Origin of the sequence: Nocardia sp. No.11 (assembly GCF_038752175.1) — a bacterium.
Taxonomy (GTDB): domain Bacteria; phylum Actinomycetota; class Actinomycetes; order Mycobacteriales; family Mycobacteriaceae; genus Nocardia; species Nocardia canadensis.
Genome location: NZ_JBCGFB010000023.1, coordinates 29274 through 51864 on the forward strand (window position 1 = coordinate 29274; position 22591 = coordinate 51864).

Annotated in this window: 19 protein-coding genes; 9 read left to right on the forward strand and 10 right to left on the reverse strand. The window is 68.4% G+C overall.

The features are described from left to right. Positions 1-75 precede the first annotated feature (75 nt). The 3 genes from V8688_RS10020 to V8688_RS10030 form a co-directional block, all read right to left on the reverse strand. Entirely contained in the window at positions 76-696 is a 621-nt protein-coding gene (locus V8688_RS10020; RefSeq protein ID WP_218716955.1) for a hypothetical protein, read from the reverse strand. A gap of 104 nt (positions 697-800) precedes the next feature. After that, positions 801-2552, reverse strand: a complete 1752-nt coding sequence (locus tag V8688_RS10025) for an FAD-dependent oxidoreductase (RefSeq protein WP_342800675.1) — start codon at positions 2550-2552, stop codon at positions 801-803. A 190-nt stretch (positions 2553-2742) separates the two neighbouring features. Then, positions 2743-3672 (reverse strand): EamA family transporter, encoded by a 930-nt coding sequence (locus tag V8688_RS10030; protein WP_342800676.1) that lies wholly within the window; start codon positions 3670-3672, stop codon positions 2743-2745. Positions 3673-3744: 72 nt separating this feature from the next. Here V8688_RS10030 and V8688_RS10035 point away from each other — a divergent pair, with 72 nt between their 5' ends. After that, positions 3745-4644, forward strand: coding sequence for a LysR family transcriptional regulator (locus tag V8688_RS10035; protein WP_316573197.1), 900 nt, complete (start codon positions 3745-3747; stop codon positions 4642-4644). On the opposite strand, the gene V8688_RS10040 is transcribed toward V8688_RS10035, so the two are convergent. The 3 genes from V8688_RS10040 to leuA form a co-directional block, all read right to left on the reverse strand. After that, complete coding sequence (locus tag V8688_RS10040; protein WP_342800677.1) at positions 4631-5416, reverse strand: DUF6585 family protein; 786 nt, start codon at positions 5414-5416, stop codon at positions 4631-4633. The genes V8688_RS10035 and V8688_RS10040 overlap by 14 nt on opposite strands. Positions 5417-5441: 25 nt before the next feature. Beyond that, positions 5442-7061 carry an AAA family ATPase gene (locus V8688_RS10045; protein ID WP_342800678.1) on the reverse strand — a complete coding sequence of 540 codons (1620 nt, stop codon included), beginning with the start codon at positions 7059-7061 and terminating at the stop codon, positions 5442-5444. A 349-nt stretch (positions 7062-7410) separates the two neighbouring features. Then, positions 7411-9210: a 2-isopropylmalate synthase gene (gene leuA / locus V8688_RS10050; RefSeq protein WP_218716960.1), complete on the reverse strand. Its 1800-nt coding sequence runs from the start codon at positions 9208-9210 to the stop codon at positions 7411-7413. Positions 9211-9482: 272 nt separating this feature from the next. Between leuA and V8688_RS10055 the strand changes: the two genes are divergently transcribed. The 3 genes from V8688_RS10055 (at position 9483) to V8688_RS10065 (ending at position 12921) form a co-directional block, all read left to right on the forward strand. Then, positions 9483-10253: a sulfite exporter TauE/SafE family protein gene (locus V8688_RS10055; RefSeq protein WP_316573200.1), complete on the forward strand. Its 771-nt coding sequence runs from the start codon at positions 9483-9485 to the stop codon at positions 10251-10253. Positions 10254-10380: 127 nt separating this feature from the next. Then, entirely contained in the window at positions 10381-11994 is a 1614-nt protein-coding gene (locus V8688_RS10060) for a GMC oxidoreductase (RefSeq protein WP_218716962.1), read from the forward strand. Positions 11995-12063: 69 nt separating this feature from the next. Next, the gene (locus V8688_RS10065) at positions 12064-12921 is read left to right on the forward strand and encodes an ion transporter (protein WP_255587252.1); all 858 of its coding nucleotides are present in this window, start codon (positions 12064-12066) and stop codon (positions 12919-12921) included. On the opposite strand, the gene V8688_RS10070 is transcribed toward V8688_RS10065, so the two are convergent. The 3 genes from V8688_RS10070 to V8688_RS10080 all read right to left on the reverse strand — a co-directional run bounded on the left by V8688_RS10070 (position 12908) and on the right by V8688_RS10080 (position 15309). Then, positions 12908-14110, reverse strand: coding sequence for a low temperature requirement protein A (locus tag V8688_RS10070; protein ID WP_342800679.1), 1203 nt, complete (start codon positions 14108-14110; stop codon positions 12908-12910). The two genes, V8688_RS10065 and V8688_RS10070, sit on opposite strands and share 14 nt — an antisense overlap. A gap of 69 nt (positions 14111-14179) precedes the next feature. Beyond that, positions 14180-14638: an SRPBCC family protein gene (locus V8688_RS10075; protein ID WP_218716964.1), complete on the reverse strand. Its 459-nt coding sequence runs from the start codon at positions 14636-14638 to the stop codon at positions 14180-14182. A 98-nt stretch (positions 14639-14736) separates the two neighbouring features. Next, positions 14737-15309: a TetR/AcrR family transcriptional regulator gene (locus V8688_RS10080; RefSeq protein WP_218716965.1), complete on the reverse strand. Its 573-nt coding sequence runs from the start codon at positions 15307-15309 to the stop codon at positions 14737-14739. 71 nt (positions 15310-15380) lie between these two features. On the opposite strand from V8688_RS10080, the gene V8688_RS10085 reads away from it, so the two are divergent. The 3 genes from V8688_RS10085 to V8688_RS10095 all read left to right on the forward strand — a co-directional run bounded on the left by V8688_RS10085 (position 15381) and on the right by V8688_RS10095 (position 18393). Next, the gene (locus tag V8688_RS10085; protein WP_342800680.1) at positions 15381-15953 is read left to right on the forward strand and encodes a dihydrofolate reductase family protein; all 573 of its coding nucleotides are present in this window, start codon (positions 15381-15383) and stop codon (positions 15951-15953) included. Between the two features lie 137 nt (positions 15954-16090). Then, positions 16091-17356 carry an aspartate kinase gene (locus V8688_RS10090; RefSeq protein ID WP_218716967.1) on the forward strand — a complete coding sequence of 422 codons (1266 nt, stop codon included), beginning with the start codon at positions 16091-16093 and terminating at the stop codon, positions 17354-17356. Positions 17357-17358: 2 nt separating this feature from the next. Next, the gene (locus tag V8688_RS10095) at positions 17359-18393 is read left to right on the forward strand and encodes an aspartate-semialdehyde dehydrogenase (RefSeq protein WP_342800681.1); all 1035 of its coding nucleotides are present in this window, start codon (positions 17359-17361) and stop codon (positions 18391-18393) included. Between the two features lie 258 nt (positions 18394-18651). Here V8688_RS10095 and V8688_RS10100 read toward each other — a convergent pair whose 3' ends face one another. Then, on the reverse strand, positions 18652-19968 hold the full coding sequence (locus tag V8688_RS10100) for a serine hydrolase (protein ID WP_342800682.1): 1317 nt from the start codon (positions 19966-19968) through the stop codon (positions 18652-18654). 454 nt (positions 19969-20422) lie between these two features. On the opposite strand from V8688_RS10100, the gene V8688_RS10105 reads away from it, so the two are divergent. Both V8688_RS10105 and V8688_RS10110 read left to right on the forward strand, forming a co-directional pair. Then, entirely contained in the window at positions 20423-20845 is a 423-nt protein-coding gene (locus tag V8688_RS10105; RefSeq protein ID WP_218716984.1) for a Fur family transcriptional regulator, read from the forward strand. Next, on the forward strand, positions 20842-22302 hold the full coding sequence (locus V8688_RS10110; RefSeq protein WP_218716970.1) for a catalase: 1461 nt from the start codon (positions 20842-20844) through the stop codon (positions 22300-22302). The genes V8688_RS10105 and V8688_RS10110 overlap by 4 nt, the downstream gene beginning before the upstream one ends. Positions 22303-22591 lie beyond the last annotated feature (289 nt).

The following is a 22591-nucleotide window of genomic DNA, read 5'->3' on the forward strand; positions in this document are numbered from 1 at the left end:
TGGCGTGAGCCGGATGATCGAGCGGGGGTCAGCTCATTCGCGCCGGTGGCGTGAGCCGGATGATCGAGCGGGGGGTCAGCTCATTCGCGCGACGAGGGTGCGGACGATCTCGGCGGTGACCTCGTCGCGCCAGATCTGGAAGCGCGCGGAGTTGTCCAGGCCGCTGACCGAGGAGTCGCCGCTGACCGCGAACGCGAAATTCCCCCGATGACAGGCCACGGTGGATTCGATGATCTTGCCGTAGGTGCATTCGGTGGCACCCCACTCGGCCGGGGCCACCGGATCGCCGGTGAAGCGCTTCATATCGGCGTAGTAGGCGGTGACGGCGGATTCCTCGCCGACCGAGGAGAACATCACGGTGATCTTGGTATTGCCCGAGGACGCGGGCCGGTCGGGCAGATCGAAGGTGAACAGGCAACCGCCCTGGGCGATATTGCGCACCGATTCGTCGACGAGCTGCACGGTCTGCGGTGTGCGTTTCAGATGGGTGGCCTGGGGCAGGATCGCGGTGATCTCGGCGTCGGTGAGCACCGCGCAGGCGTCGGGCCAATTCTCGACGGTGGCGGGCAGTGTCACGGGGATCGGTCGGCTGTCCGGAGCGGCCGCGCCGAATTCGATTCCGGGCGGACCGACCGGACCGCAGCCGGCCAGCACCGCCGCCGCTACCGCGATCGAGCCGAGCACGCGCAGATTCACCAGAAATCCCCCCGCTAACACCAAGTTTCGAACAGACGGTCGTTATTGTCGGCGGAACCGGACGCAGAAGCAACGCGCGTTCTGGTCGTTCTAACAGTTCACAACTATTCGTCGAACATATTGGGCAATCCCCGAGCGTAGCGATCGGCGTCGATCACCCGCAGCGGCTCGAGTTCCGGCGTGCGGCGCAGCCGGAAAGTGCGGCAGCGCTGGGCCGATGAGCCCGAGACGTCGAGCAGCGCGTTGACCGCGGCGCGCGCCGATTCGTTGGCGCCCTCCATGGTCGCCAGGTCGACATCGGTGCGCACGTAATCGCCTGCCAGGAACAGATTCTCGATCGATCCGTGCGGCTCCGGTCGTGCGTCCCAGGAGCCCGCGGTATTGATGAGCAACGGATCGGCATTCGCGTTCCGGCTGCCCTGCCAGGTGATCCCCGGATCGAGAAACCAGGAATGGACGTCGGCGGGGCGCAGCAGTTGTTCGCGGTCGTTGAGGTGCGCGGCGAGCTGGGCCCAGACCTCGCGGAAGATCTCCTCGTGTGTGCATTCCACGGCGGGCTTGCCGTAGAGCATGCCGGGGGTATTCCAGTCGGAGATGTCGACGGACAGACAGTCGGCCACCGATCCGTCGCCGAACGTATTCAGCTTGTGGGTCCACAACTGGTTCTGGCTGATCGAGGTGAGCGACCACGGTGAATCCACGAACGCGGTATGGCCGCGCGAAATATGCAGTGGGGAACGGAAATAGATCTGGATGCCGTTCATCCAGTCGACGAACAGGCGATCGGTCGCCGCCAGTTCCGGGGCCAGTTCGAGTACCCGCGGCGACCAGAGTTTGCGGGCCTGCTCGACCGGCAGCGCGGTGACGAAATAGTCGGCCTCGACGGTGCGGGCGCCGCCGGCGTCGGTGATCCGCGCGGCGCCGATGCGCTGGTCGCGCACGACGAGTTCCTCGACGCGCGCGCCGAGTTCGAACCGCACACCGAGTCCGCGCAGGTGCTGCACCCACGGGTCGATCCAGGCGATATTGGTGGCGTTGTTCAGCACCCGGTCCAGGCCGCCGTCGTTGCCGAGGCCGAGCGGATTGCCGAGGAACTGCTCGCCCATGCTGCCGATGGTGCGGGTGCTGGCCAGGTCCTCCTTGGCCGCGACCATGATGCTGGTGAGCGAGCGGGAGACGATCGCGCGGAACTCGTGCGAGCGCTCGTGCCCGTGCACGAAGTCCTGCCAGGAGGTGTGCTCCCACTGGCCGAAGCGGCGGGCGTCGCAGCTGCTGTTGAACACCAGCAGCCGATTGGCGAAGTACGCGACCTCGGCGGGCGGCATCTTCGTCATCGTCGCGATGGTGGCGGCCAGGGTTTCCCGGATCGCGTCCGGATGGGTGTTCGGGTTGGTGAAGCCGTCGGGCAGGGCGAGCAGGATGTCGTCGGTGTCGCGGCGGGAGAACCTGGCTTCCGGCACGGTGAGCAGGTTGCTCCACACGCCGTCGGCATTGCCGGCGACCGGGATCCGGCGCATGGTGTCGGGCAGGTTCTGATAGAAGCCGGGAAAGAAGCGGAAGCCGTGCTCACCGGGCAGATCGGGCCTGCCGTCGCGGCCGGTGCCCGGCACCGACACGCTGCGCGCCTTGCCGCCGAAGGCTCTGGCCTCGTAGACGGTGACCTCGAAACCGCGTTCGGCCAGCTCGTGCGCGGCCGTCAGCCCGGCGACGCCGCCGCCGAGGACCGCGACCCGGCGGCCGGGAGGCGCGCTCAGCGCAACACCCGGCGTGCCCGCCACGGCCCCTGCCGATACCACCCCCGCTGCGACTGTGCCGCGGAGAAATGTTCTCCGCGAGACGGGCCACCGTTGCGCCATATGCTGTTCAGCTGCCTTGCTCGAGTTATTGCCTGCGATTTGCTATCACTCTAGAGCGCGGCGAAGACCTGGCTGTTGCGACCTGCATGTCGTTCGCCCGAGCTCGAAACCGACCGGTCGCGCGGAAAACGCATCGCGCGATCGGTCACATGCTAGCCAGAGCCTGCGCGATTGTGCGCTGAATTGGACGTCAGACCTGAACCAGGCCGCGGCCGGGAACCGGATCCGCAATCCCGCGCACCCGCCGGGTGGTCGTCGCGGCGAAGGCGCCCGCGATCACGATCGCCCCGCCGACGAGCGCGGTCACCGACGGCTGCTCGTCGAGCGCCACCCAGGCCGCGCCGATGCCGACGACCGGGACGAGCAGCGACAACGGCGCCACCGTGCCCGCCGGATAGCGGCTCATCAGATACGTCCACAGGCCCGATCCGCAGACTGTCGCGAGGATCGCGATATAGGCGAGCGCGGCCAGCGCGGGGAGCCCGGCGGTCGAGGAGACCGCGCCGCCGAGCGCGCGGAAACCGGTGTCAGGCCCCTCGACAGCCATCGACAGCGCCAGCAGCGGCAGCACCGGGATCACCGACATCCACAGCGTCAGATGCAGCGGATCGAATCCGGGGGAGTCGGCGCCGGCCTGGCGCGCGCCGATATTGCCGAACGCCCACCCCAGCCCGCCCGCCAGCGTCAGCAGCACCGGGAGCAACGTCGCGTGCGCCAGCCGATCGGCGCCGATGACGATCATGCCGAGTACCGCCACCGCCAGCCCCGCGACCTGCACCGGCCGCAGCCGCTCGCGCAGCAGCACCGCGCCCAGCACCACCGTGAACGGCGCGGAGGACTGCAGCACCAGCGAGGCGAGCCCGGTCGGCATGCCGATGCGCATCGCGGTGAACAGGAACGCGAACTGCAGGATGCCGAAGCCGGTGCCGTAGAGCAGCAGCCAGCGGACGCGCACGGCGGGGCGGGGAATGAAGACGAGCACGGGGATCGCGATGACGGCGAAACGCAGCGCGGCGAAGAAGAACGGCGGGAAATGATCGAGGCCGATTCGGATGGCCAGGAAGTTCAGGCCCCAGAGCACGACGACGGTCAGTCCGAGCAGGCGGTCGCGGGTGGTCACAGTGCTAATCGTGCGTTCGGCGAAGCATCAGCACAAACGAATAAAAGTGGATCAATAAAGTAGATTTACTTCATGTTTTCCATCGACCGACTGCGAATTCTGCGCGAGCTGGCCGATCGCGGGACGGTCGCCGCCGTCGCCGAAGCGCTGTCGATGACGCCCTCGGCGGTGTCACAGCAACTGAAGGTGCTCGCCAGGGAAGCGGGCGTCGCGCTGCTCGAGCCCGACGGGCGACGGGTGCGGCTCACCGACGCCGGCCAGGCACTGGTGCTGCGCGCCGACGATGTGCTCGCCGCGATGGAGCGCGCGACCGCCGAGATGGCGCACTACCGCGGCTCGCCGCGCGGGCAGGTCAGAGTGGCGTCGTTCCCCTCCGGCGCCGCGCTGCTGCTGCCGCCGGTGCTCACCGCGCTGTCCGACAGCGGCGTGCGGATCGTCGCCGGCGATGAGGACCTACCGCCGTCGGCAGCGCCCAAACTGCTGGCCGACTACGACATCGTGCTCACCCATCGCGACGAACGCGCGCCCTCGCCCGCCGGTCCACGGCTCTCGGCGCGGGTGCTGATGCGAGAGCCGATCGACGTCGTCGTCGCGGCGACGCACCCGCTGGCGGGCAGGCAGGCGGTCCGCCCCGAGGAACTGGCCGACGAGACGTGGGTGAGCGTGCGCGGCGGATTCCCCGTCGACGACGTGCTCGAGTCGATCGCCACCATCACCGGGGTGCGGCCGCGGATCGCGCAGCGGCTCAACGAGTTCCGGGTCATCGAGACGCTCGTGGCCTCGGGCTACGGCGTGGCGCTGATGCCCCGCTTCGCGGTCGCGCATCCCGGGCTGTCGGTACTGCGGCTGGCGGGGGTGCGCGCGGCCCGGGTGTACGAACTGCTCACCCGGCCACAGGCGCACCGACGGCCCGCCATCGCCGCGGTGCTCGACGCCTTCGAGGCCGCGGCCGGGCAGGTCAGCGCGAGCTGACCGACGCGCGCAGCCGATCGACCAGCGCGCGCAGGACGAAGAAGTTGGGGATATCGGCGATCGAGGTCGAGTTCAGCCCGAACCACGCGCCCTCGACGGCGATCTCGGCGTAGCCCGAGACCGTCCGCAGGCCCTGTACCTGGTGCCACGGCACGCTCTTGTTGCGCGCGCCGATCTCGTTCGCGGTCAGCCAGATGTCGCCGAAGCCGAGGCGGTGACCGGCCCGCACCGCCGCGAGCGCCCGCGGCAGCTGGGCCGCGGTGACGGCCTGCTGAATCCACCGGCCCCACTGCTCGGCCTGGATGAACGAGCTGTCGAGCACGAAAGGCTGACCGGCGAGATCGGTCAGCGTGTAGGTATGGACGGTGATGATCGGGCCACCGTCGGTGTGCTCGCCGACGATCTTCTGCCGCACCGTCGTCGAGTCGAACCGCGCGACGCTGGTGCGCCCGCCCACCACCGCGACCAAACCGTGGTCGTAGACGGCGAGCCGGTTGCCCACGGTCTCGCGTTCGTGCCACCACGCCTGCGCCGTGGCCAGCACGAACCCGAACCCCGTGCCGATCGCGGTCAGCCCGGTGATCCAGGCGATCCCGGCCTGATCGATGACGAAGGCCAGCGCGGTTGTCGCGAGCGCGACACCGGCCACGATCCCGAGGACACGAATCCGGCTCCACGCCACCACGGCCGGTGTGTAGGCCGCCCGGTGGTTACCGAGCCCCGCGCCCGCCGCCACGTCGGCGAGATGGCGCGCGGCATCGACCTCGGACATGTTCCCCCCACGACCTTCGGCTATCTCAGAATTGCCCCGGCTGGTACGGCTGACCCGGGTAGGGCTGACCCTGCGGCGGGTACTGCTGGCCCTGCTGCTGTCCGTGGTAGCCGAAATCGTCGGCGACCATGGCGGCCAGTTCGAGCAGCGCGCGCCTGGTCGGCTTGCTGACCAGCTCGAGGTCGATCTCGGCGCCCTCGGCCAGGTGATCGTCGAACGGGACGATCTGCACGGCGCGGGTGCGGTCGAGGAACAGTTTGCGCAGCTGGTCCAGGTCGACCGTCGACGCGCCACGACGCGAGGCGTTCACGACGACGACGGTGCGCTCGACGAGCTTGCTGTAGCCGTGGTGGTCGAGCCAGTCCAGCGTCGCCGACGCGCTGCGCGCACCGTCGATCGCGGGCGAGGTGACCAGCACCAGCGAGCTCGCCATGTCCAGCACGCCGGACATCGCCGAGTGCATCAGGCCGGTGCCGCAGTCGGTCAGGATGATGTTGTAGAACGACTGCAGGATGCCGATCGCCTTGCGGTAATCGGCCTCGCTGAAGGCTTCCGACACGGCCGGGTCCTGCTCGGAGGCAAGCACTTCCAGTCGGCTCGGGGCCTGCGAGGTGTGCGCGCGCACATCCGAGTAGCGGGTGATGTTCTGGTCCTCGAGCAGGTTGCGCACCGTCGAGCGGGTCTGCCGCGGCACCCGGTGGGCGAGGGTGCCCAGGTCGGGGTTGGCGTCGATCGCGATGACGCGGTCGCCGCGCTGCGAGGCGAAGGTGGAACCGAGACCGACCGTGGTGGTGGTCTTGCCGACGCCACCCTTGAGCGAGAGGATCGCGATCCGGTAGTCGCCGCGGACCGGCTGGTTGACCCGCTCGGCGAGATCGCGGTGGACGACGTCGGCCGCCGACTCACCCGGGTTGATCATGCCGCCGGAGGCCTTGTGCACGGCGCGCCGCCATCCGCTGCGCGGCGCCTTGCGGGCCCGCTTGAGCAGGTTCAGGTCGTTGACCGAATGGCCGGGCTGACCGGGGGCGGGCACGTGCTGCGGCTGGAACGGCTGATGCTGCGGCGCAGGCCCGCCCTGCCACTGCGGCTGACCGGGCGGCGGGCCGAGCGGACCCGGCTGCCCCGGCTGACCGGGCGGCATGCCGCCCTGCATCGGCGGCTGGTACATCGGCGGCGGCGGAGGCGCCCAGCTGTAGATGGGCTCGGACTGGGGTCCCTGGGGCTGCTGCTCGGGCCCGGGGAACTGCGGCTGCTCGGGCGCGCCCGGGTACGGGCCGGGAGCGCCGGGATACGGCTGCTCACCGGTCGCCTGCGGACCGGGGTACGGCTGTTCGGCGCCGGGGGCGGGCTGACCGGGCCACGGCTGCTCGGAGCCCGGGCCGGGCTGACCCGGCCACGGCTGCTGCTCGGGGCCGTGCGCCACCGGATGCGCGCCACCGCTCTGGTACGAATCGGGCGCTCCCGGATACTGACTCGGCGCGAAGGGGCCTGGCACGAATCCACCCGGCTGGAACACCGTCTGCTCGGCGAGTCCGGCCTGCGGCTCGGCCACGGCCGCCTCGGCGGGCTGCGGCTCGGCGGGCTCGTCTGCCTGCTCGCCCGCGGCGCCTGTCGGCTCGAGGTCGTCGTCGGTGGCCGTCTGCACTCCGGCGGATCCGGACGCAGCGTCGGCCGTTTCAGCCGACGGACTCTGCAGCCAGGGCGGAGACGTCGGATTATGGTCGTTGTTGGTCACAGTTCCCCCACTTTGCCCGATGAACGAGCAGGAAGCTCGGCGCTGAATGTGCACCAAAACGCTAGCACGGTGCTAATTTCCGCGCGCCGGGGGCGGCAGGCTCCGGAGCGGCTGTGAGCGGGCATGCGCGCAGCTCAACCGGTAGATCCGTACCGAAGCCGACCGGTCGGGCCCGAGTTGTCCACAGCCCTTTCGGCAGTGTGCACAACCGGCGAAGGCCGGGTCCGCGTGCTGCGGGCCCGGCCTTCGTGTCGGCGAACTAGCGTGCGGCGGCCCGGTTGACCGCCGAGACGACGGCCCGCAGCGACGCGGTGGTGATGGAGGTGGCGATGCCGACGCCCCACACGACCTTGTCGCCGATCGCGACCTCGACGTAGGCGGCGGCCTGCGCGTCGTCACCGGCGGACATGGCGTGCTCGCTGTAGTCGAGCACCCGCACGTCGAAGCCGACGGTGGCGATCGCGTCGACGAACGCGGCCAGCGGGCCGTTGCCGGACCCGGTGATCTCCTGCTCGACGCCGTCGACCTTCACCGTGGCGACGATGGTGTCGACACCGCCGTCGGTCTCCGACGCGGTCACCTTCTGGCGCATCCGCTCCAGCGGCAGGATCGGGTTCAGGTACTCGGTGGCGAAGACGTCCCACATCTCCTTGGGCGTCACCTCGCCGCCCTCACCGTCGGTGATCGCCTGGATCGCCTGCGAGAACTCGATCTGCAGCCGGCGCGGCAGCACCAGACCGTGGTCGGTCTTCATGATGTAGGCGACGCCGCCCTTGCCGGACTGCGAGTTCACCCGGATGACGGCCTCGTAGGTGCGGCCGACGTCCTTCGGGTCGATCGGCAGGTACGGGACCTCCCAGGTGATGTCGGCGACGTCGGCGTTCTGCGCGTCGGCGGCCGCCTTCATCGCGTCCAGGCCCTTGTTGATGGCGTCCTGGTGGCTGCCCGAGAACGCGGTGTAGACCAGGTCGCCGCCGTAGGGGTGACGTTCGGCCACGGCCAGCTGGTTGCAGTACTCCACCGTCCGACGGACCTCGTCGATGTCGGAGAAGTTGATCTGCGGGTCGATGCCGCGGGAGAACATGTTCATGCCCAGGGTGACCAGGCAGACGTTGCCGGTGCGCTCGCCGTTGCCGAACAGGCAGCCCTCGATGCGGTCGGCGCCGGCCTGGTAGCCCAGCTCGGCGGCCGCGACGGCGGTGCCACGGTCGTTGTGGGGGTGCAGCGACAGCACGATCGAGTCGCGGCGGGCCAGGTTGCGGTGCATCCACTCGATCGAGTCGGCGTACACGTTCGGCGTGGCCATCTCGACGGTCGCGGGCAGGTTGATGATCAGCGGCTTCTGCGGGGTCGGCGCGATGATCTCGGAGACCGCGTCGCAGACCTCACGGGCGTAGTCCAGCTCGGTGCCGGTGTAGGACTCTGGGCTGTACTCGTAGCGCCAGGCGGTGTCCGGGTACTTCTTCTCGATCTCCAGGCACAGCGCGGCGGCGTCGGTGGCGATCTTCTTCACCGCGTCCCGCTCGGCGCGGAAGACGACGCGACGCTGCAGGATGGAGGTGGAGTTGTAGAAGTGCACGATCACGTTCGGGGCGCCGTTGCAGGCCTCGAAGGTGCGCTCGATCAGCTCGGCGCGGCACTGGGTCAGGACCTGGATGGTGACGTCGTCGGGGATCGCGCCGTCCTCGATGATCTCGCGGACGAAGTCGAAGTCGGTCTGGCTGGCGGCCGGGAACCCGACCTCGATCTCCTTGTAGCCCATCCGGACGAGCAGGTCGAACATGCGGCGCTTGCGGGCCGGGCTCATCGGGTCGATGAGGGCCTGGTTGCCGTCGCGCAGGTCGACGGCACACCACGCGGGCGCGCGATCGATGATCTTGTCGGGCCAGGTGCGGTCGGGCACCGAGATGGGCTCGACCTCTTCGGCGAAGGGCCGGTACCGGAACGACGGCATCGACGAGTTCTTCTGGTGGTTCCAGGCGGGCTGGTCGGCCGGTGCGGGTTTGCCGGGGGCCGTGATGGTGCGCGAAGCGGATACGAATGCGTCAGCCGAGGACATGCAAGTTTCTCCGTGGGTGAGGTGGATTCCCTGGTGGGAGCGGGTCGACCGGCGCGTTGGAACCCCGCGACGGGAGCCGGTCCGTATCAGAACCCGTCGCGGCGGCCGAGAAGAAGTGCCCGCTGCATGATCCTTCGAGGATACCGCGTGCCCTACCCCGCTGGTAAGCGGCCTGGGGAAACCGGCCGGTAGTAAGCGAGCGGTACGGTTTTCAGCGAATCGCACGCTTGTACGGACCATCGCGTCCGACGAGACGTCACAAAGGAACTCGAATGACTTGGTTACAGCAAGTGGCCATTCTCGCGGCGGGCATCGCCGCGGGTGGCATCAATACGATCGTCGGCTCCGGCACCCTGATCACCTTCCCCACGCTGCTTGCCTTCGGTTTGCCGCCGGTGACGGCGAACGTGTCCAACACGATCGGTCTGGTCCCCGGCTCGGTCAGCGGGGTGATCGGCTACCGCCGCGAACTGGAAGGGCAGCGATCGCGACTGCTGCAGCTGGGCACCGCCTCGCTGCTCGGTGGCATCACCGGCGCGATCCTGCTGCTCGTCATGCCCGCGGAGGCCTTCAAGGCGATCGTGCCGGTGCTGATCATCGCCGCGCTGATCCTGGTGGTCGTGCAGCCCCGGCTGGCGGCCTGGGTGAAGCGGCGCAGGGCCGACGGTGACGCGGCCACTCCCGAGCACGGCGGCCCGATCCTGCTGGTCGCGGTGTTCGGCACCGGCATCTACGGCGGCTACTTCGGCGCCGCCCAGGGCGTGCTGCTGCTCGGCCTGCTCGGGGTCTTCGTGCACGAGGACATCCAGCGGCTCAACGCGGTGAAGAACGTGCTGGCGCTGATCGTGAACGCGGTGTCGGCGGCGATCTTCATCGCCATCGCCGAGGTGAACTGGCAGGCCGTCGCGCTGATCGCGGTCGGCTCGATCATCGGTGGCCAGCTCGGCGCGAAGGTGGGTCGCAGGCTGCCGCCGAACGTCTTGCGCGCGGTGATCGTCGTCGTCGGCACGATCGCGGTGATCCGGCTGCTGACGGCGGGCTGAGTCCGGGCCGCTGCCTGCGGCCCGCCCACCGGTTGTGACTACCACCAAAGGCCCCTCGGTCGAACACCATTGGTGTTTCACACGGGGTATCCTGCGCTCGGCCATGCGTGATGAGGGAGGTGGCCTGGTGCACAGACGTGCCTTCTTCAAGGCGGCGGGACTGGCGACGATCGCCGGTGCCGTGGGGACGACGCTGACGACCACGGCCGCCTCGGCCGATCCGCGCGAGGCGATGTTCCGGACCTGGGTACCGGAGATCTTCGAACCCCTCCCCGACGCACCGGCGCACACCGAGGCCATCGTCATCGGTTCCGGCTTCGGCGCCGCCGTCACCGCCCTGCGGCTGGCTGAGGCCGGGATCGCCAACACCGTGCTCGAGCGCGGTTCGCGCTGGCCCAACGACCCGTGGCGGGAGATCTTCACCGGCGACGACCTGCCCGACGGCCGCGGCTTCTGGCACCGCACCAGCTTCACCGGCGTCACCAAGGTGCCGATGAGCTTCGGCGCGTTCGGCGGCGTCCTCGATGTCACCGAGTACCCGGGCATCGACGTGTGGCGCGCCGCCGCGGTCGGCGGCGGTTCGGTCATCTTCACCGGCGCGATGGTGGCGCCCGAGCGCAAGCTGTTCGACCACGTCTTCGGTGGCGTCGTCGATTACGGCGAGCTCGAGCGCGTCTACTACCCGCGCGTGCGCGAGATGTTGCGCCTGGATCCGATGCCCGCCGACATCTACCACTCCACGCCGTTCGCGCACTCGCGCGCCTGGGACGACCAGGTCCGCGCCGCGGGCTACCAGCCGGTGGCCAACGATTCGATCTTCACCTGGGACGTGCTGCGCAGCGAGCTGGCGGGCACCTCCCGCGCCTCGGCCACCGCTGCCCGCTCCAACCTGGGCAATTCCAACGGCGCCAAGTTCGATCTGAACCAGAACTACCTGCGCTACGCCAGGGAGACCGGCAAGTCGCAGGTGTACCCGGGCCACCGCGTCGACGCCATCGCCCAGGAGGCGAGCGGCAAGTTCGTGGTCACGGTGACGAAACTGGCCCCGACCGGTCAGAACCTCGGCACCCGCACGCTGACCTGCGACAAGCTGTTCCTCGGCGCGGGTTCGATCGGTACCTCCGAGCTGCTGGTGCGCGCCCAGGCCACCGGCGCGCTGCCCAACCTCAACGAGCACATCGGCGACGGCTGGGGCACCAACGGTGACGTGGTGCTGGCGCGCGGCGCTAGCGCGGTGGCGGGTCAGGGCCAGGGCGTGCCCAGCGCGAGCCGCGTCTTCGACGAGTCGCGCGTCCCGCTGACTCTGGAGAACTGGTACATCCCGGGCATTCCGTTCGAGACCGGCGCGCTGGCCTCGCTCGGCATGGTCCTCGACCCGACCAGGGCCCGTTTCGGCTATCACGCCGGCGGCGGTGTCGGGTTGAGCTGGTCGGCGGCCGCGCAGGACGCCGTCGTCGACGCGGCGCGCGCGGTCGATCACCGGATCGCCGAACGCGCGGGCGCGGTCGCCGAGTACGGCGCGCTCGGCTACGACGCGAACGCCCAGTTCACCGCGCATCCGCTGGGCGGCGCGGTGCTCGGCAAGGCGACCGACGCCTACGGCCGTGTGCACGGGCACCCCGGCCTCTACGTGATGGACGGCGCGGCGATCCCCGGCAGCACCGCGACGGTCAACCCTTCGCTCACGATCACCGCGCTGGCCGAACGCAATATCGCGGCCGTCATCGGCGCCGGTCGCTGACACTCGCGCGGACCGTCGCGCGCAATGTGACCGATCCGCGTCGACCGGCCGTTACGCTCGGCAAGGACGATGGCGTTCGAAGGGAGTACCGAGGTGGCCTCACCGGGCATCGAGCGGGTCGAGGCGTTGCCGGACGTACGCTCGAAGACGCCATCGCTACGGACCGACCTGTTCATGCTGGTCCTGGCGATCATCTCGGTCGCGCTGGTCGTCTGGATCACCTTCTTTCCCGTCTCCGGGACGACCTATCACGCGATCGTGGTCGCCGACTGGACGATCTGCGGCATCTTCCTGATCGAGTTCCTCTGGCGCTGGCGCCGGGCGGGCTGGCCGTGGAGCTTCCCGTTCATCTACTGGTACGAAGTGCTCGGCATGATCCCGGTGACCAGCCCGATCTTCCGCGGGTTCCGGCTGCTGCGGATCGTGGTGATCCTGATCCGGCTCGGCCGGGTCGCCGACCGCGCGCTGGGGGAGCGGGTCACCGCGACGATCGTGAACCGTTTCGTCGGCACCATCGTCGACGTGATCAAGCGCCCGATGACGATCGCGATCCTCGACGAGGTCTCCAAGGTCCTGCGGGCGGGCCACTACACCAAGAACATCGCCGCGGCGCTCGAGGAGAACCACGCCGAGGTCGACCAGATGATCGTCGACCTGATCAAGAACGACCCGACGACCAGCAAACTGCGCTACGTCCCGTTCCACGACGACATCATCCGGCTCGTCGCCGACACCGTGTACCGGATGCTGCGCCAGCTGCTCGACGACCCGCGCACCGACGAACTCGTCGCCGACATGCTGCGGGAGAACCTCGATCAGATCAACGACGCGGTGCGCGCCGGGGTCAGAGTGCCGCCGTCGCACCGGGGGGCGACGCCCGCCGAGCACGGCGTGCGCCACCACCTCGGTCGGATCAAGCGTGCCTGATCTGGTCGCGCGGGGTCGCGTAGCGAATGGTCTCGAAGATCACCAGTAGGGCCAGCAGCGCGCACAGCAGGCTCAGCGCGGCGAGCGCGGGCAGGTGCGTCGCCACTGGGATCACCGCGACCAGCAGGACCGCGGTGATCACCCGGGCGATCGAGATCTCCTTGGTCGCATAGTATTTCGCCGCGACGACGCCGAGCAGGAACAGCGCGGGCCCGATGAAGAGCGCGGCCAGCGGAATGCCGTGCAGCGCGTCGGTGAGCTTGTGATGCGAGGCGTCGCCGACGTAGTACAGCACCTTCTTCAATCCCAGCGAGAGCGCGATGACGCCGGCGATGATCGGGAAGTGCCCGTAGGTGTAGCTGCGCTGCGCGATCTTGATCTGGTGCGCGCCGCGGGAATGGGCGAAGGCGTGCTCGATCGAGATCGCCGCGACGTCGAAGTACAGCCACCACAGCAGGCCCGACACCGCGAGCCCCAGCATCGAGCCCAGCGCGATCGGCCAGGAGATCGGCAGGCCGGCCACCCCGATGCCGATCGAGACGATGGACTCGCCGAGGGCGATGATGACGATCAGCCCGTAGCGCTCGGCGAAATGCGAGGCCGAGTTGATCCGCCAGTCGGTGCCCGCGAACCAGGTCCAGACCATGTCGCCGATGATCGCGGCCAGCCACAGCACGATCTGGGTGAGGCCGTCGGTCATCGCGGCGATGACGAGCAACGCGGTGCCGAGGGTGATCGAGCCCAGCGCCCAGCGCAACACCTGGCCACGCAGCTGGGAGTCCTCGGCGCTGATCACCCAGAAGATCGAGACGTGCACCAGCCGCACCACCAGGTAGGCGATGGCGAAGACGAGCGGACCGAACCAGCCGCCGCTCAGGTCCTCGAACGCCTCGGGAATGGTCAGCGCCGCGATGAACGCGCCGCCCATCGCGACGAACATCGCCACCCGGGCGATGCCCTCGTCGGCCCTGACCACATTGCCCAGCCACGAGTAGGCGATCCACAGCCACCACATCAGCGCCAGCACCAGGGCCGCGCGGACCACGTTGGGGCCGGTCGGGTTGTCGGCGGCCAGCGCGGTCACCATAGTGAAGGCGAAGACGATCACGAGGTCGAAGAACAGTTCGAGCTGGGTCACCGAGGCGCCTTCGGCCACCTGCTGGAACCGAACCCGTCGAGTACCGATCATGCGCTCATCGTCGCACCCGGCGTGCTCGCCCGCGCGGAACGGACGCGGCTTTCGCCGTCGGCGCAACCGCTAGCCGACGCCGTAGCGGTGGACCTCGGGATACCGTTCGGCGAAGTCGATGAAGTTCGCGACGATCTCATCGCTCATCTTGCGCAGGGTGCGCTTGAACAGGATGCCGGGGATGGGCAGCGGCAGCTGGATCTCGACGTGATAGTCGATCTCGGTGCCCTCGGGGCCCTCGACCAGGTCGAACGAGCCGCTGCCCTTGGAGCCGCGGCTGCTGTCGACGACCTCCCAGGACACCCGGTTGTGTTCCCAGAAGAATTCGAGGACCTGCGCGTCGGAGTTGCCCAGGAAGGTCGCGGTGACGAAGACCCGGCGCGGCCTGCCGTCGGCGTCGCGGGGGCCGACGCGGACGTCGCTGTAGTTGGTCGACCACTCGGCTAGGAGATCGACGGCGAGCAACGCATCCATGATCTGGTCGACGGGAGCATCCACGGTGAATCGGATGTCGATCTTCGAGCGCATCTTGCCTGTCCTCCGAAACCCCCGCTGTCTTCGCGCCCGATTGTGCACACGTGTACCAGTGATCGTCAACACGTCTATGGTCTGGACAAATGACCGGGTCAGGGGCGTATCGCCCGCTCGACGGCGGTTTCGATCAGCTCCATGCTCTGTTGCTCGGTGAAGATACCGGGCAGGGTGAGGTGCTCGACGATGAGCCAATTCAGGGCCAGATACAGCAGGAGTACCGACGCCTCGTCGCCCGGCTGGCCCGACGCCAGGTGGTTGCGGACGTTGAAATCCAGGTCGGCCCTGACCCGCTCGGTGAGTACCTCGCGCAACTCCGGACGCCGGGTCGCCTCGAGCCGCAGTTCGAGCAGCGCGAGGTAGGCGGTGCGGTGCGATTCGAGCCGGCCGACGACCTCCTTCATCAGCGCGGTGATGTTCTCGACCGTCTTCGGTCCCTCGCTCACCAGCGCCATCGTCTCCTCGCTCGGCTGGACCACCTCGTAGAAGCGGGTGCCTGCCTGGGTGAGCAGCTCGTCGCGGCTGGTGAAGTAGTTCGACGCGGTGCCGACGGGCACCCCGGCCTGCTTGTCCACCGCGCGGAAGGTGAGGCCGCGCGCGCCTTCGGCCGCCAGCACCTCGATCGCCGCGTCGAGCAGCGCCTGCCGTCGTTCGGGATTAGTTCGCACTTGACACCACTCCGTCTGTAGTACTACGTTCAAACCACTTCAATCAGAGTACAACAACTTAGGCGGTACCCATGCGAAAGCTTGTCTACTACATCGGTGTCTCGCTCGACGGCTACATCGCGGGTCCCGGCGGCGAGGTCGACTTCTATCCGACGCCGCAGAACTACATGGAATGGATGACGGCCGAGTTCCCCGATTCGATCCCGACCCATCTCCGGCCGCACATCGGCATGGACCCCGAGCTGCCGGCCAAGAACTGGGACACGGTGCTGATGGGTCGCGGCACCTACATCCTCCCGGGCGAGCACGTCGAGAGCCCGTTCTCGCACCTGAAGCAGTACGTCGTCTCGTCCTCGCTCGCGCAGGCCGATCACCCCGGCGTCGAGATCGTCTCCGGCGACCCCGCGGAGCTGGTTCGCGAACTCAAGCGGCAGGAAGGCGGCGACATCTGGCTGTGTGGCGGCGGGAACCTGGCCGGTCAGCTGATCGACGAGGTCGACGAGATGGTCATCAAGAGCTACCCCGTCATCGCGGGCGACGGCGTACAAGCGTTCACCGGCGTCTTCAAGCCGACATCTTTCACTCCGGTGCGGCGCAAGGAATTCGACAACGGCACGCAGGTCACCTGGTTCGTCCGGGCCTGATTTCGACGGTTATCCACAGGTGACGAGCCTGTGTCGTTTTCCACAGGCTGGGGAGGTAGCGGCAAAACCGGTGGACCAGGGCCGGTACTCTTGGTCGCTGATACCAAGCCTGATTGTCGATCGTGAAGGACCTAGCCGTGGCTCTCGTTGTTCAGAAGTACGGAGGATCCTCGGTGGCTACCGCCGAGCGGATCCGGCGCGTCGCTGAACGGATCGTGGAGACCAAGAAGCAGGGCCACGACGTCGTCGTGGTCTGCTCGGCCATGGGTGACACGACCGACGAGCTGCTCGATCTCGCGGAGCAGGTGGCCCCGGCGCCGCCTGCTCGCGAGATGGACATGCTGCTCACCTCCGGCGAGCGCATCTCGAACGCGCTGGTGGCCATGGCGATTCATTCGCTCGGCGCCGAAGCGCGCTCGTTCACCGGTTCGCAAGCCGGCGTGATCACCACCGGCGCGCACGGCAACGCCAAGATCATCGACGTCACCCCCGGCCGCCTCCAGGAGGCGCTGGCCGAGGGGCAGATCGTGCTGGTCGCCGGCTTCCAGGGCGTCAGCCAGGACAGCAAGGACGTCACCACGCTGGGCCGCGGTGGTTCCGACACCACCGCCGTCGCGCTGGCCGCGGCGCTGAAAGCCGATGTCTGCGAGATCTACACCGACGTGGACGGCATCTTCAGCGCCGACCCGCGCATCGTCGGCGACGCGCAGAAGCTCGACAAGATCTCCTACGAGGAGATGCTCGAGATGGCGGCCTGCGGCTCGAAGGTGCTCATGCTGCGCTGCGTGGAGTACGCGCGCCGCTACAACGTTCCCGTTCATGTCCGGTCGTCCTACACCGACAAGATCGGCACCACTGTTTTCGGATCGATGGAGGACATTCCCGTGGAGCAGGCAATCCTGACCGGCGTCGCGCACGACCGCAGCGAAGCCAAGGTGACCGTCGTCGCCCTGCCGGACGAGCCGGGCTACGCGGCCAAGGTGTTCCGCGCGGTCGCCGACGCCGAGATCAACATCGACATGGTGCTGCAGAACATCTCCAAGGTCGACACGGGCAAGACCGACATCACCTTCACCCTGCCCAAGACCGACGGCGCTCGCGCGGTCGAGATGCTGACCAAGCGGCAGGACGAGATCGGCTTCGCGCAGGTCCTCTACGACGACCACATCGGCAAGGTGTCGCTGGTCGGCGCCGGGATGAAGTCGCACCCGGGCGTCACCGCCACCTTCTGTGAGGCGCTGGCCAACGCCGGCGTGAACATCGACCTGATCTCCACCTCGGAGATCCGGATCTCGGTGCTCGTGCGCGACACCGAACTCGACGAGGCCGTGCAGGTCCTGCACAAGGCCTTCGATCTCGGCGGCGAAGAGGCCGCCGTCGTCCACGGCGGAACGGGGCGTTAACCATGGGTGTACGGGTAGGCGTCGTCGGCGCGACCGGTCAGGTCGGCGCCGTCATGCGCAAGCTGCTGGAAGAGCGCAACTTCCCGGTCGACGAGGTGCGCTTCTTCGCCTCCTCGCGCTCGGCGGGTAAGACGCTGCCGTGGCGCGGCGGCGAGATCGTCGTCGAGGACACCGAGACCGCCGATCCGTCGGGTCTGGACATCGCGCTGTTCTCGGCAGGCGCCACCATGTCGCGCGTGCAGGCCCCGCGCTTCGCCGCGGCGGGCGTCACCGTGATCGACAATTCCTCGGCCTGGCGCAAGGATCCCGATGTGCCGCTGGTGGTCTCGGAGGTCAACCCCGAGGCCACGCGCAACCTGCCCAAGGGCATCATCGCGAACCCGAACTGCACCACCATGGCCGCGATGCCGGTGCTCAAGCCGCTGCACGACGTGGCGGGCCTGCAGCGTCTGATCGTGTCGAGCTACCAGGCCGTGTCCGGTAGCGGCCTGGCCGGTGTGGAGGAGCTCGCCACGCAGATCCGCGCGGTGGCCGCCGACGCCGAGAAGCTGGTGCACGACGGCAGCGCCGTCGAGTTCCCCGCGCCGAACAAGTACGTCGCCCCGATCGCGTTCGACGTCATTCCGCTGGCCGGCGCGCTGGTCGACGACGGCTCCGGCGAGACCGACGAGGACCAGAAGCTGCGCAACGAGAGCCGCAAGATTCTCGGCCTGCCCGACCTGCTGGTCAGCGGCACCTGCGTGCGCGTGCCGGTCTTCACCGGTCACTCGCTGTCGATCAATGCCGAGTTCGCCGAACCGATCTCGGTGCAGCAGGCCCAGGAACTGCTGGCCAAGGCGCCGGGCGTGCGCCTGGTCGGCGTGCCGACCCCGCTGGCCGCCGCGGGCCAGGACGACTCGCTGGTCGGCCGCATCCGCCAGGATCCGGGCGTCCCGAGCGGCCGCGGTCTCGCGCTGTTCATCTCCGGCGACAACCTGCGTAAGGGTGCCGCGCTCAATACCATTCAGATCGCGGAAGTCCTGCTGAACAACCGCTGAGCAGTTCGCTGGAACGGGCTGGTCCACCACATCCGGTGGGCCGGCCCGTTTCTCGTCTCACGACTCGACCTGGAGCAGCCCGTCCAGGATGACCGCAGGTGCGGTGGCGTCGGTGTTCGCCGGCCTCGGACCGCGTCGGCGAGATCGCGTTCGACGCCGTTCTCCCGGCCGAGGCGGTGCTGTACCGGACTACCTGGACCCGACCCGCTTCCGGCCACCCCGACCCCAGCGGTGCCGACGACGTGTCCGTCTGAACGGCTAGCGCCGGATGCCCGGGGTCCGTGGGTCGTCACCGAGGCAGACCAATACCGCGCACCCCGGGGGAATGCTCGCGAACGGCGCGGCCAGCGGCTGGTTCAGGCAGTCGAAGACGGTGCAGCCCGGATAGGCGCCGGGGCCGATGCCGAACACGGCGAGCAGGATGTTGGCGTCGATCAGCCGGGCCGGATCGAACTCGAGCGGCGGTTCGACGTACGGCTCGGCGACCGGGGTCGGGGCATCGGTGAAGGCCGCGAACAGCCTGCGGAAGAACTCGTGCGGCAGTTCCTCGGGATGCGCGATCACCCCGCTCGCTCCGTACGCTGTCTCGTTGCCGAACGCGCCGGTCCACATGACCATCAGGTCCAGGCCGGGCAGGAAGAAGACGTTCTGCAGTGCGAGCCCCGACATGAAGAAGCTGTCGGCGGGCAGGAAGTCGGGCGACTCGGCGCAGTCGGCGCCGACCCAGAAAAGGTAGCCGTAGCAGCTGTTCTGCGGTGATGGAGTGCGGGCCTTGCGCAGGTAGTCGGCCGAGATCACCCGGTCGGCGCCCCACCGGCCGTCGTTGGCGACGAGCAATCCGATCTTGGCCAGATCGTTGGGCGGCAGCAGCAGGTGGGCGTAGCCATAGGTGTGCCCGGACCGATCTCGCGCCCAGTAGTAGTCGGAGCGGGCGATGCCCAGCGGGTCGAACAGCTCGCGTTGCGCGAACTGCTGCAGCGGCTCGCCGACGGCCAGTTCGATCACCCACGACAGCAGGTCGACATTGCGCTGGCTGTAGCTGAACGTGGTGCCCGGCGGGTTGGTCAGCTCCACTGCCAGCGCCTGGACCGCGCTGTTCGGGTCGACCGGGATCACCGCGGTGACGCCCTCGGTGAGCACGCCGACCTTCATGCCCGAGGTCTCGGTGAGCAGGTTCTCCACCGTGATCGACCGGTGCAGCGCGTCGCCGAGGCCGGCGGGCAGGTACCGGTCGATCGGGGCGTCGATCGCGAGTTTGCCCTGATCGGAGGCGATTCCGGCGATCAGCGACACCACCGACTTGGTGACACTCCAGATGTTCCACGCGACATCGCCGGTCTCGTCGTTGCGCGGGCCCTCCCCGACCAGGCAATTGTGCCGGAACACTTGGACATTGAACCGATTGCGGGTCGCGGCGAACTGCAGTGCCTCGTCGAGCTTGGCCGGGTCGAGCCCGACCTGCTCGGGTCGGGCACGTTCGAGGTCGCGCTCGGAGGTCACCGCGCACCTCGTCGCTGTTTCCGGGGCGGCGACAGCGGGCGCGGCGACCAACGCCCCCGAAGTCAGTGCAACCACGACCGTTCCCGCGAAAAATCCCCTGATCAGCCCCATGCGGCCGAGACTAGCCCGCATCGCCGTCCGTAACCCGTATAGCGGGGCCGCTCGATCCCCTAATCACCGGCATGTTCACCTCCCCGTAAAAACCCCGACTCGGAGAGCCGGCCACGCCGGAGACGACAAACGCCGCCAGGTCGATGAGGGAGACCTGGCGGCGTTCGAGTCGAAGGGCCGCCGCGGGGGCGGCCGTTCAGGGTGTCGACGCCCCACAAGCGCCTCTCGGCGAGTGGTCGCTCGTAGCGACAAAGGGGTGAGGCCCGGGGCTGTTCGGACGCCGACAGTGGTGTTCAACCAACGCCCCGGTGCGGCTATTCCAGGCCCTGGATGTGATCCGCGCAACCCTGCTTGATCTCGTCGTTTTCTTGACTTATTCCAGAAAACGGGGAGAGTGGATGGTGTGCACACCGAGGAGATGGACGCTCGCCGACTGTTGCGCGATGCGGGGCTGCGGGTGACCGCACCACGGATCGCGGTGCTGGATACTGTTGCGGCGCTACCGCATTCGGATGCGGAGACGATCGCGACGGCCGCCAGGGCGCGGCTCGGCGCGGTGTCGACGCAGGCGGTGTACGACGTGCTCAGCGCCTGCGTGCGAGCGGGGATCCTGCGGCGGATCGAGCCCGCGGGCTCGCCTGCCCGGTTCGAGACCCGGACCGGGGATAATCACCATCACCTGGTGTGCCGAAGTTGTGGGCTGGTCGTCGACACCGATTGTGTGTCCGGCGCCCCGCCCTGTCTGCAGCCCGCGGACGATCACGGTTTCGCGATCGATGAGGCCGAGGTCGTCTTCTGGGGGTTGTGCCCCGACTGTCGAAATCAGGAGGCCGCGAAATGACCAAGCCGACCACGACCAACACCGGCAATGCCGTCGAGAGCGACGACGAATCGCTGTCGGCCGGAACCCAGGGACCGGTACTGCTCCACGACCACTACCTGATCGAGAAGCTGGCCCAGTTCAACCGCGAGCGGGTGCCGGAGCGCATCGTGCACGCCAAGGGCTCCGGCGCGTACGGCGAGCTGGTGGTGACCGGCGATGTCAGCCGCTACACCAAGGCCAAGCTGTTCCAGCCGGGTGCGCGCACCGAGTCGCTGGCGCGGTTCTCGACCGTGGCCGGCGAGCAGGGCAGCCCGGACACCTGGCGCGATCCGCGCGGTTTCGCGGTGAAGTTCTACACCGAGGACGGCAACTACGACCTCGTCGGCAACAACACCCCGGTCTTCTTCATCAAGGACGCGATGAAGTTCCCCGACTTCATCCGCTCCCAGAAGCGCCTGCCCGGCAGCGGCCTGCGCGACCACAACATGCAGTGGGACTTCTGGACGTTGCGCCCGGAGTCGGCGCACCAGGTGACCTGGCTGATGGGCGACCGCGGCCTGCCCAAGTCCTACCGCCACATGGACGGCTTCGGCTCGCACACCTACCAGTGGATCAACGCCGAGGGCGAGCGCTTCTGGGTGAAGTACCACTTCAAGACCGATCAGGGCATCGAGTTCCTGACCCAGGCCGAGGCCGACACTCTCGCCGGGTCCGACCCCGACTACCACCGCCAGGATCTCTGGGAGGCGATCGAGCGCGGCGAGTTCCCGAGCTGGACGCTGAAGGTCCAGATCATGCCGGTCGCCGAGGCCGAGGGCTACCGGTTCAATCCGTTCGATCTGACCAAGGTGTGGTCGCAGCAGGACTACCCGCTGATCGAGGTCGGCAAGTGGACGCTGAACCGCAATCCGGGCAACTTCTTCGTCGACATCGAGCAGGCCGCGTTCGAGCCCTCCAACATCGTCCCCGGCATCGGCTTCTCGCCGGACAAGATGCTGCTCGGCCGCGTCTTCGCCTACGCCGACGCGCACCGCTACCGGATCGGCACCAACTACGCGCAGCTGCCGCCGAACCGGGCCAAGGCCGCCGAGGTGAACTCCTATTCGAAGGAGGGCGCGATGCGGTACGAGTACAACCCCGCCGACGTGCCGGTCTACGCGCCGAACTCCTACGGCGGTCCGCACGCCGATCCGGCGCGGGCCGGTGACGGCGGGCTCTGGGAGTTCGACCCGTCGATGGTGCGGGCCGGCTATATCCAGCACGCCGAGGACGGCGACTTCACCCAGGCGGGCACGCTGGTGCGGGAGGTCCTCGACGACGCCGCCCGCGAGCGGCTGGCCGACAATATCGTCGGGCACGTGCTCGCCGGGGTCACCGAGCCGGTCCTGAGCCGGGTATTCGAGTACTGGCGCAATGTCGACGCCGATCTGGGTAAGCGCGTCGAGGAGGGGGTGCGGGCCGGCCGGGAGGGCTGATCCGCCGATCGAAGCGACAGCGAGGCAGGTACGCCGAGAGGCCTACCTGCCTCGCGTCGTGTCCGCAGGAAATAGGTTGGCGCGGAGCGGAATTCGGTCCGCGCCATCGATGTCGTTTCGGTCAGAAGTTGCTGAACCAGTACAGCAGGCTCGCCAGCAACCAGACGATCAAGGTCTCCATCGTCGCTCTCCATCTTGTCGGTACTTCCATCATCGCCGATGAACCGGCCTGTGCTGACAAGTTGTTCTTAAGAACCTCTCGAGACGGGCATCGCATCCTTTCTCCAGA

What these genes read in the sequence shown, in the direction of transcription:
- V8688_RS10025 (WP_342800675.1), bottom strand. Translation starts at nt 2,552, where the DNA reads ATGGCGCAACGGTGGCCCGTCTCGCGGAGAACATTTCTCCGCGGCACA.
- V8688_RS10035 (WP_316573197.1), top strand. Translation starts at nt 3,745, where the DNA reads ATGTTTTCCATCGACCGACTGCGAATTCTGCGCGAGCTGGCCGATCGC.
- V8688_RS10040 (WP_342800677.1), bottom strand. Translation starts at nt 5,416, where the DNA reads ATGTCCGAGGTCGATGCCGCGCGCCATCTCGCCGACGTGGCGGCGGGC.
- leuA (WP_218716960.1), bottom strand. Translation starts at nt 9,210, where the DNA reads ATGTCCTCGGCTGACGCATTCGTATCCGCTTCGCGCACCATCACGGCC.
- V8688_RS10055 (WP_316573200.1), top strand. Translation starts at nt 9,483, where the DNA reads ATGACTTGGTTACAGCAAGTGGCCATTCTCGCGGCGGGCATCGCCGCG.
- V8688_RS10065 (WP_255587252.1), top strand. Translation starts at nt 12,064, where the DNA reads ATGGCGTTCGAAGGGAGTACCGAGGTGGCCTCACCGGGCATCGAGCGG.
- V8688_RS10070 (WP_342800679.1), bottom strand. Translation starts at nt 14,110, where the DNA reads ATGATCGGTACTCGACGGGTTCGGTTCCAGCAGGTGGCCGAAGGCGCC.
- V8688_RS10075 (WP_218716964.1), bottom strand. Translation starts at nt 14,638, where the DNA reads ATGCGCTCGAAGATCGACATCCGATTCACCGTGGATGCTCCCGTCGAC.
- V8688_RS10085 (WP_342800680.1), top strand. Translation starts at nt 15,381, where the DNA reads ATGCGAAAGCTTGTCTACTACATCGGTGTCTCGCTCGACGGCTACATC.
- V8688_RS10095 (WP_342800681.1), top strand. Translation starts at nt 17,359, where the DNA reads ATGGGTGTACGGGTAGGCGTCGTCGGCGCGACCGGTCAGGTCGGCGCC.
- V8688_RS10105 (WP_218716984.1), top strand. Translation starts at nt 20,423, where the DNA reads ATGGACGCTCGCCGACTGTTGCGCGATGCGGGGCTGCGGGTGACCGCA.
- V8688_RS10110 (WP_218716970.1), top strand. Translation starts at nt 20,842, where the DNA reads ATGACCAAGCCGACCACGACCAACACCGGCAATGCCGTCGAGAGCGAC.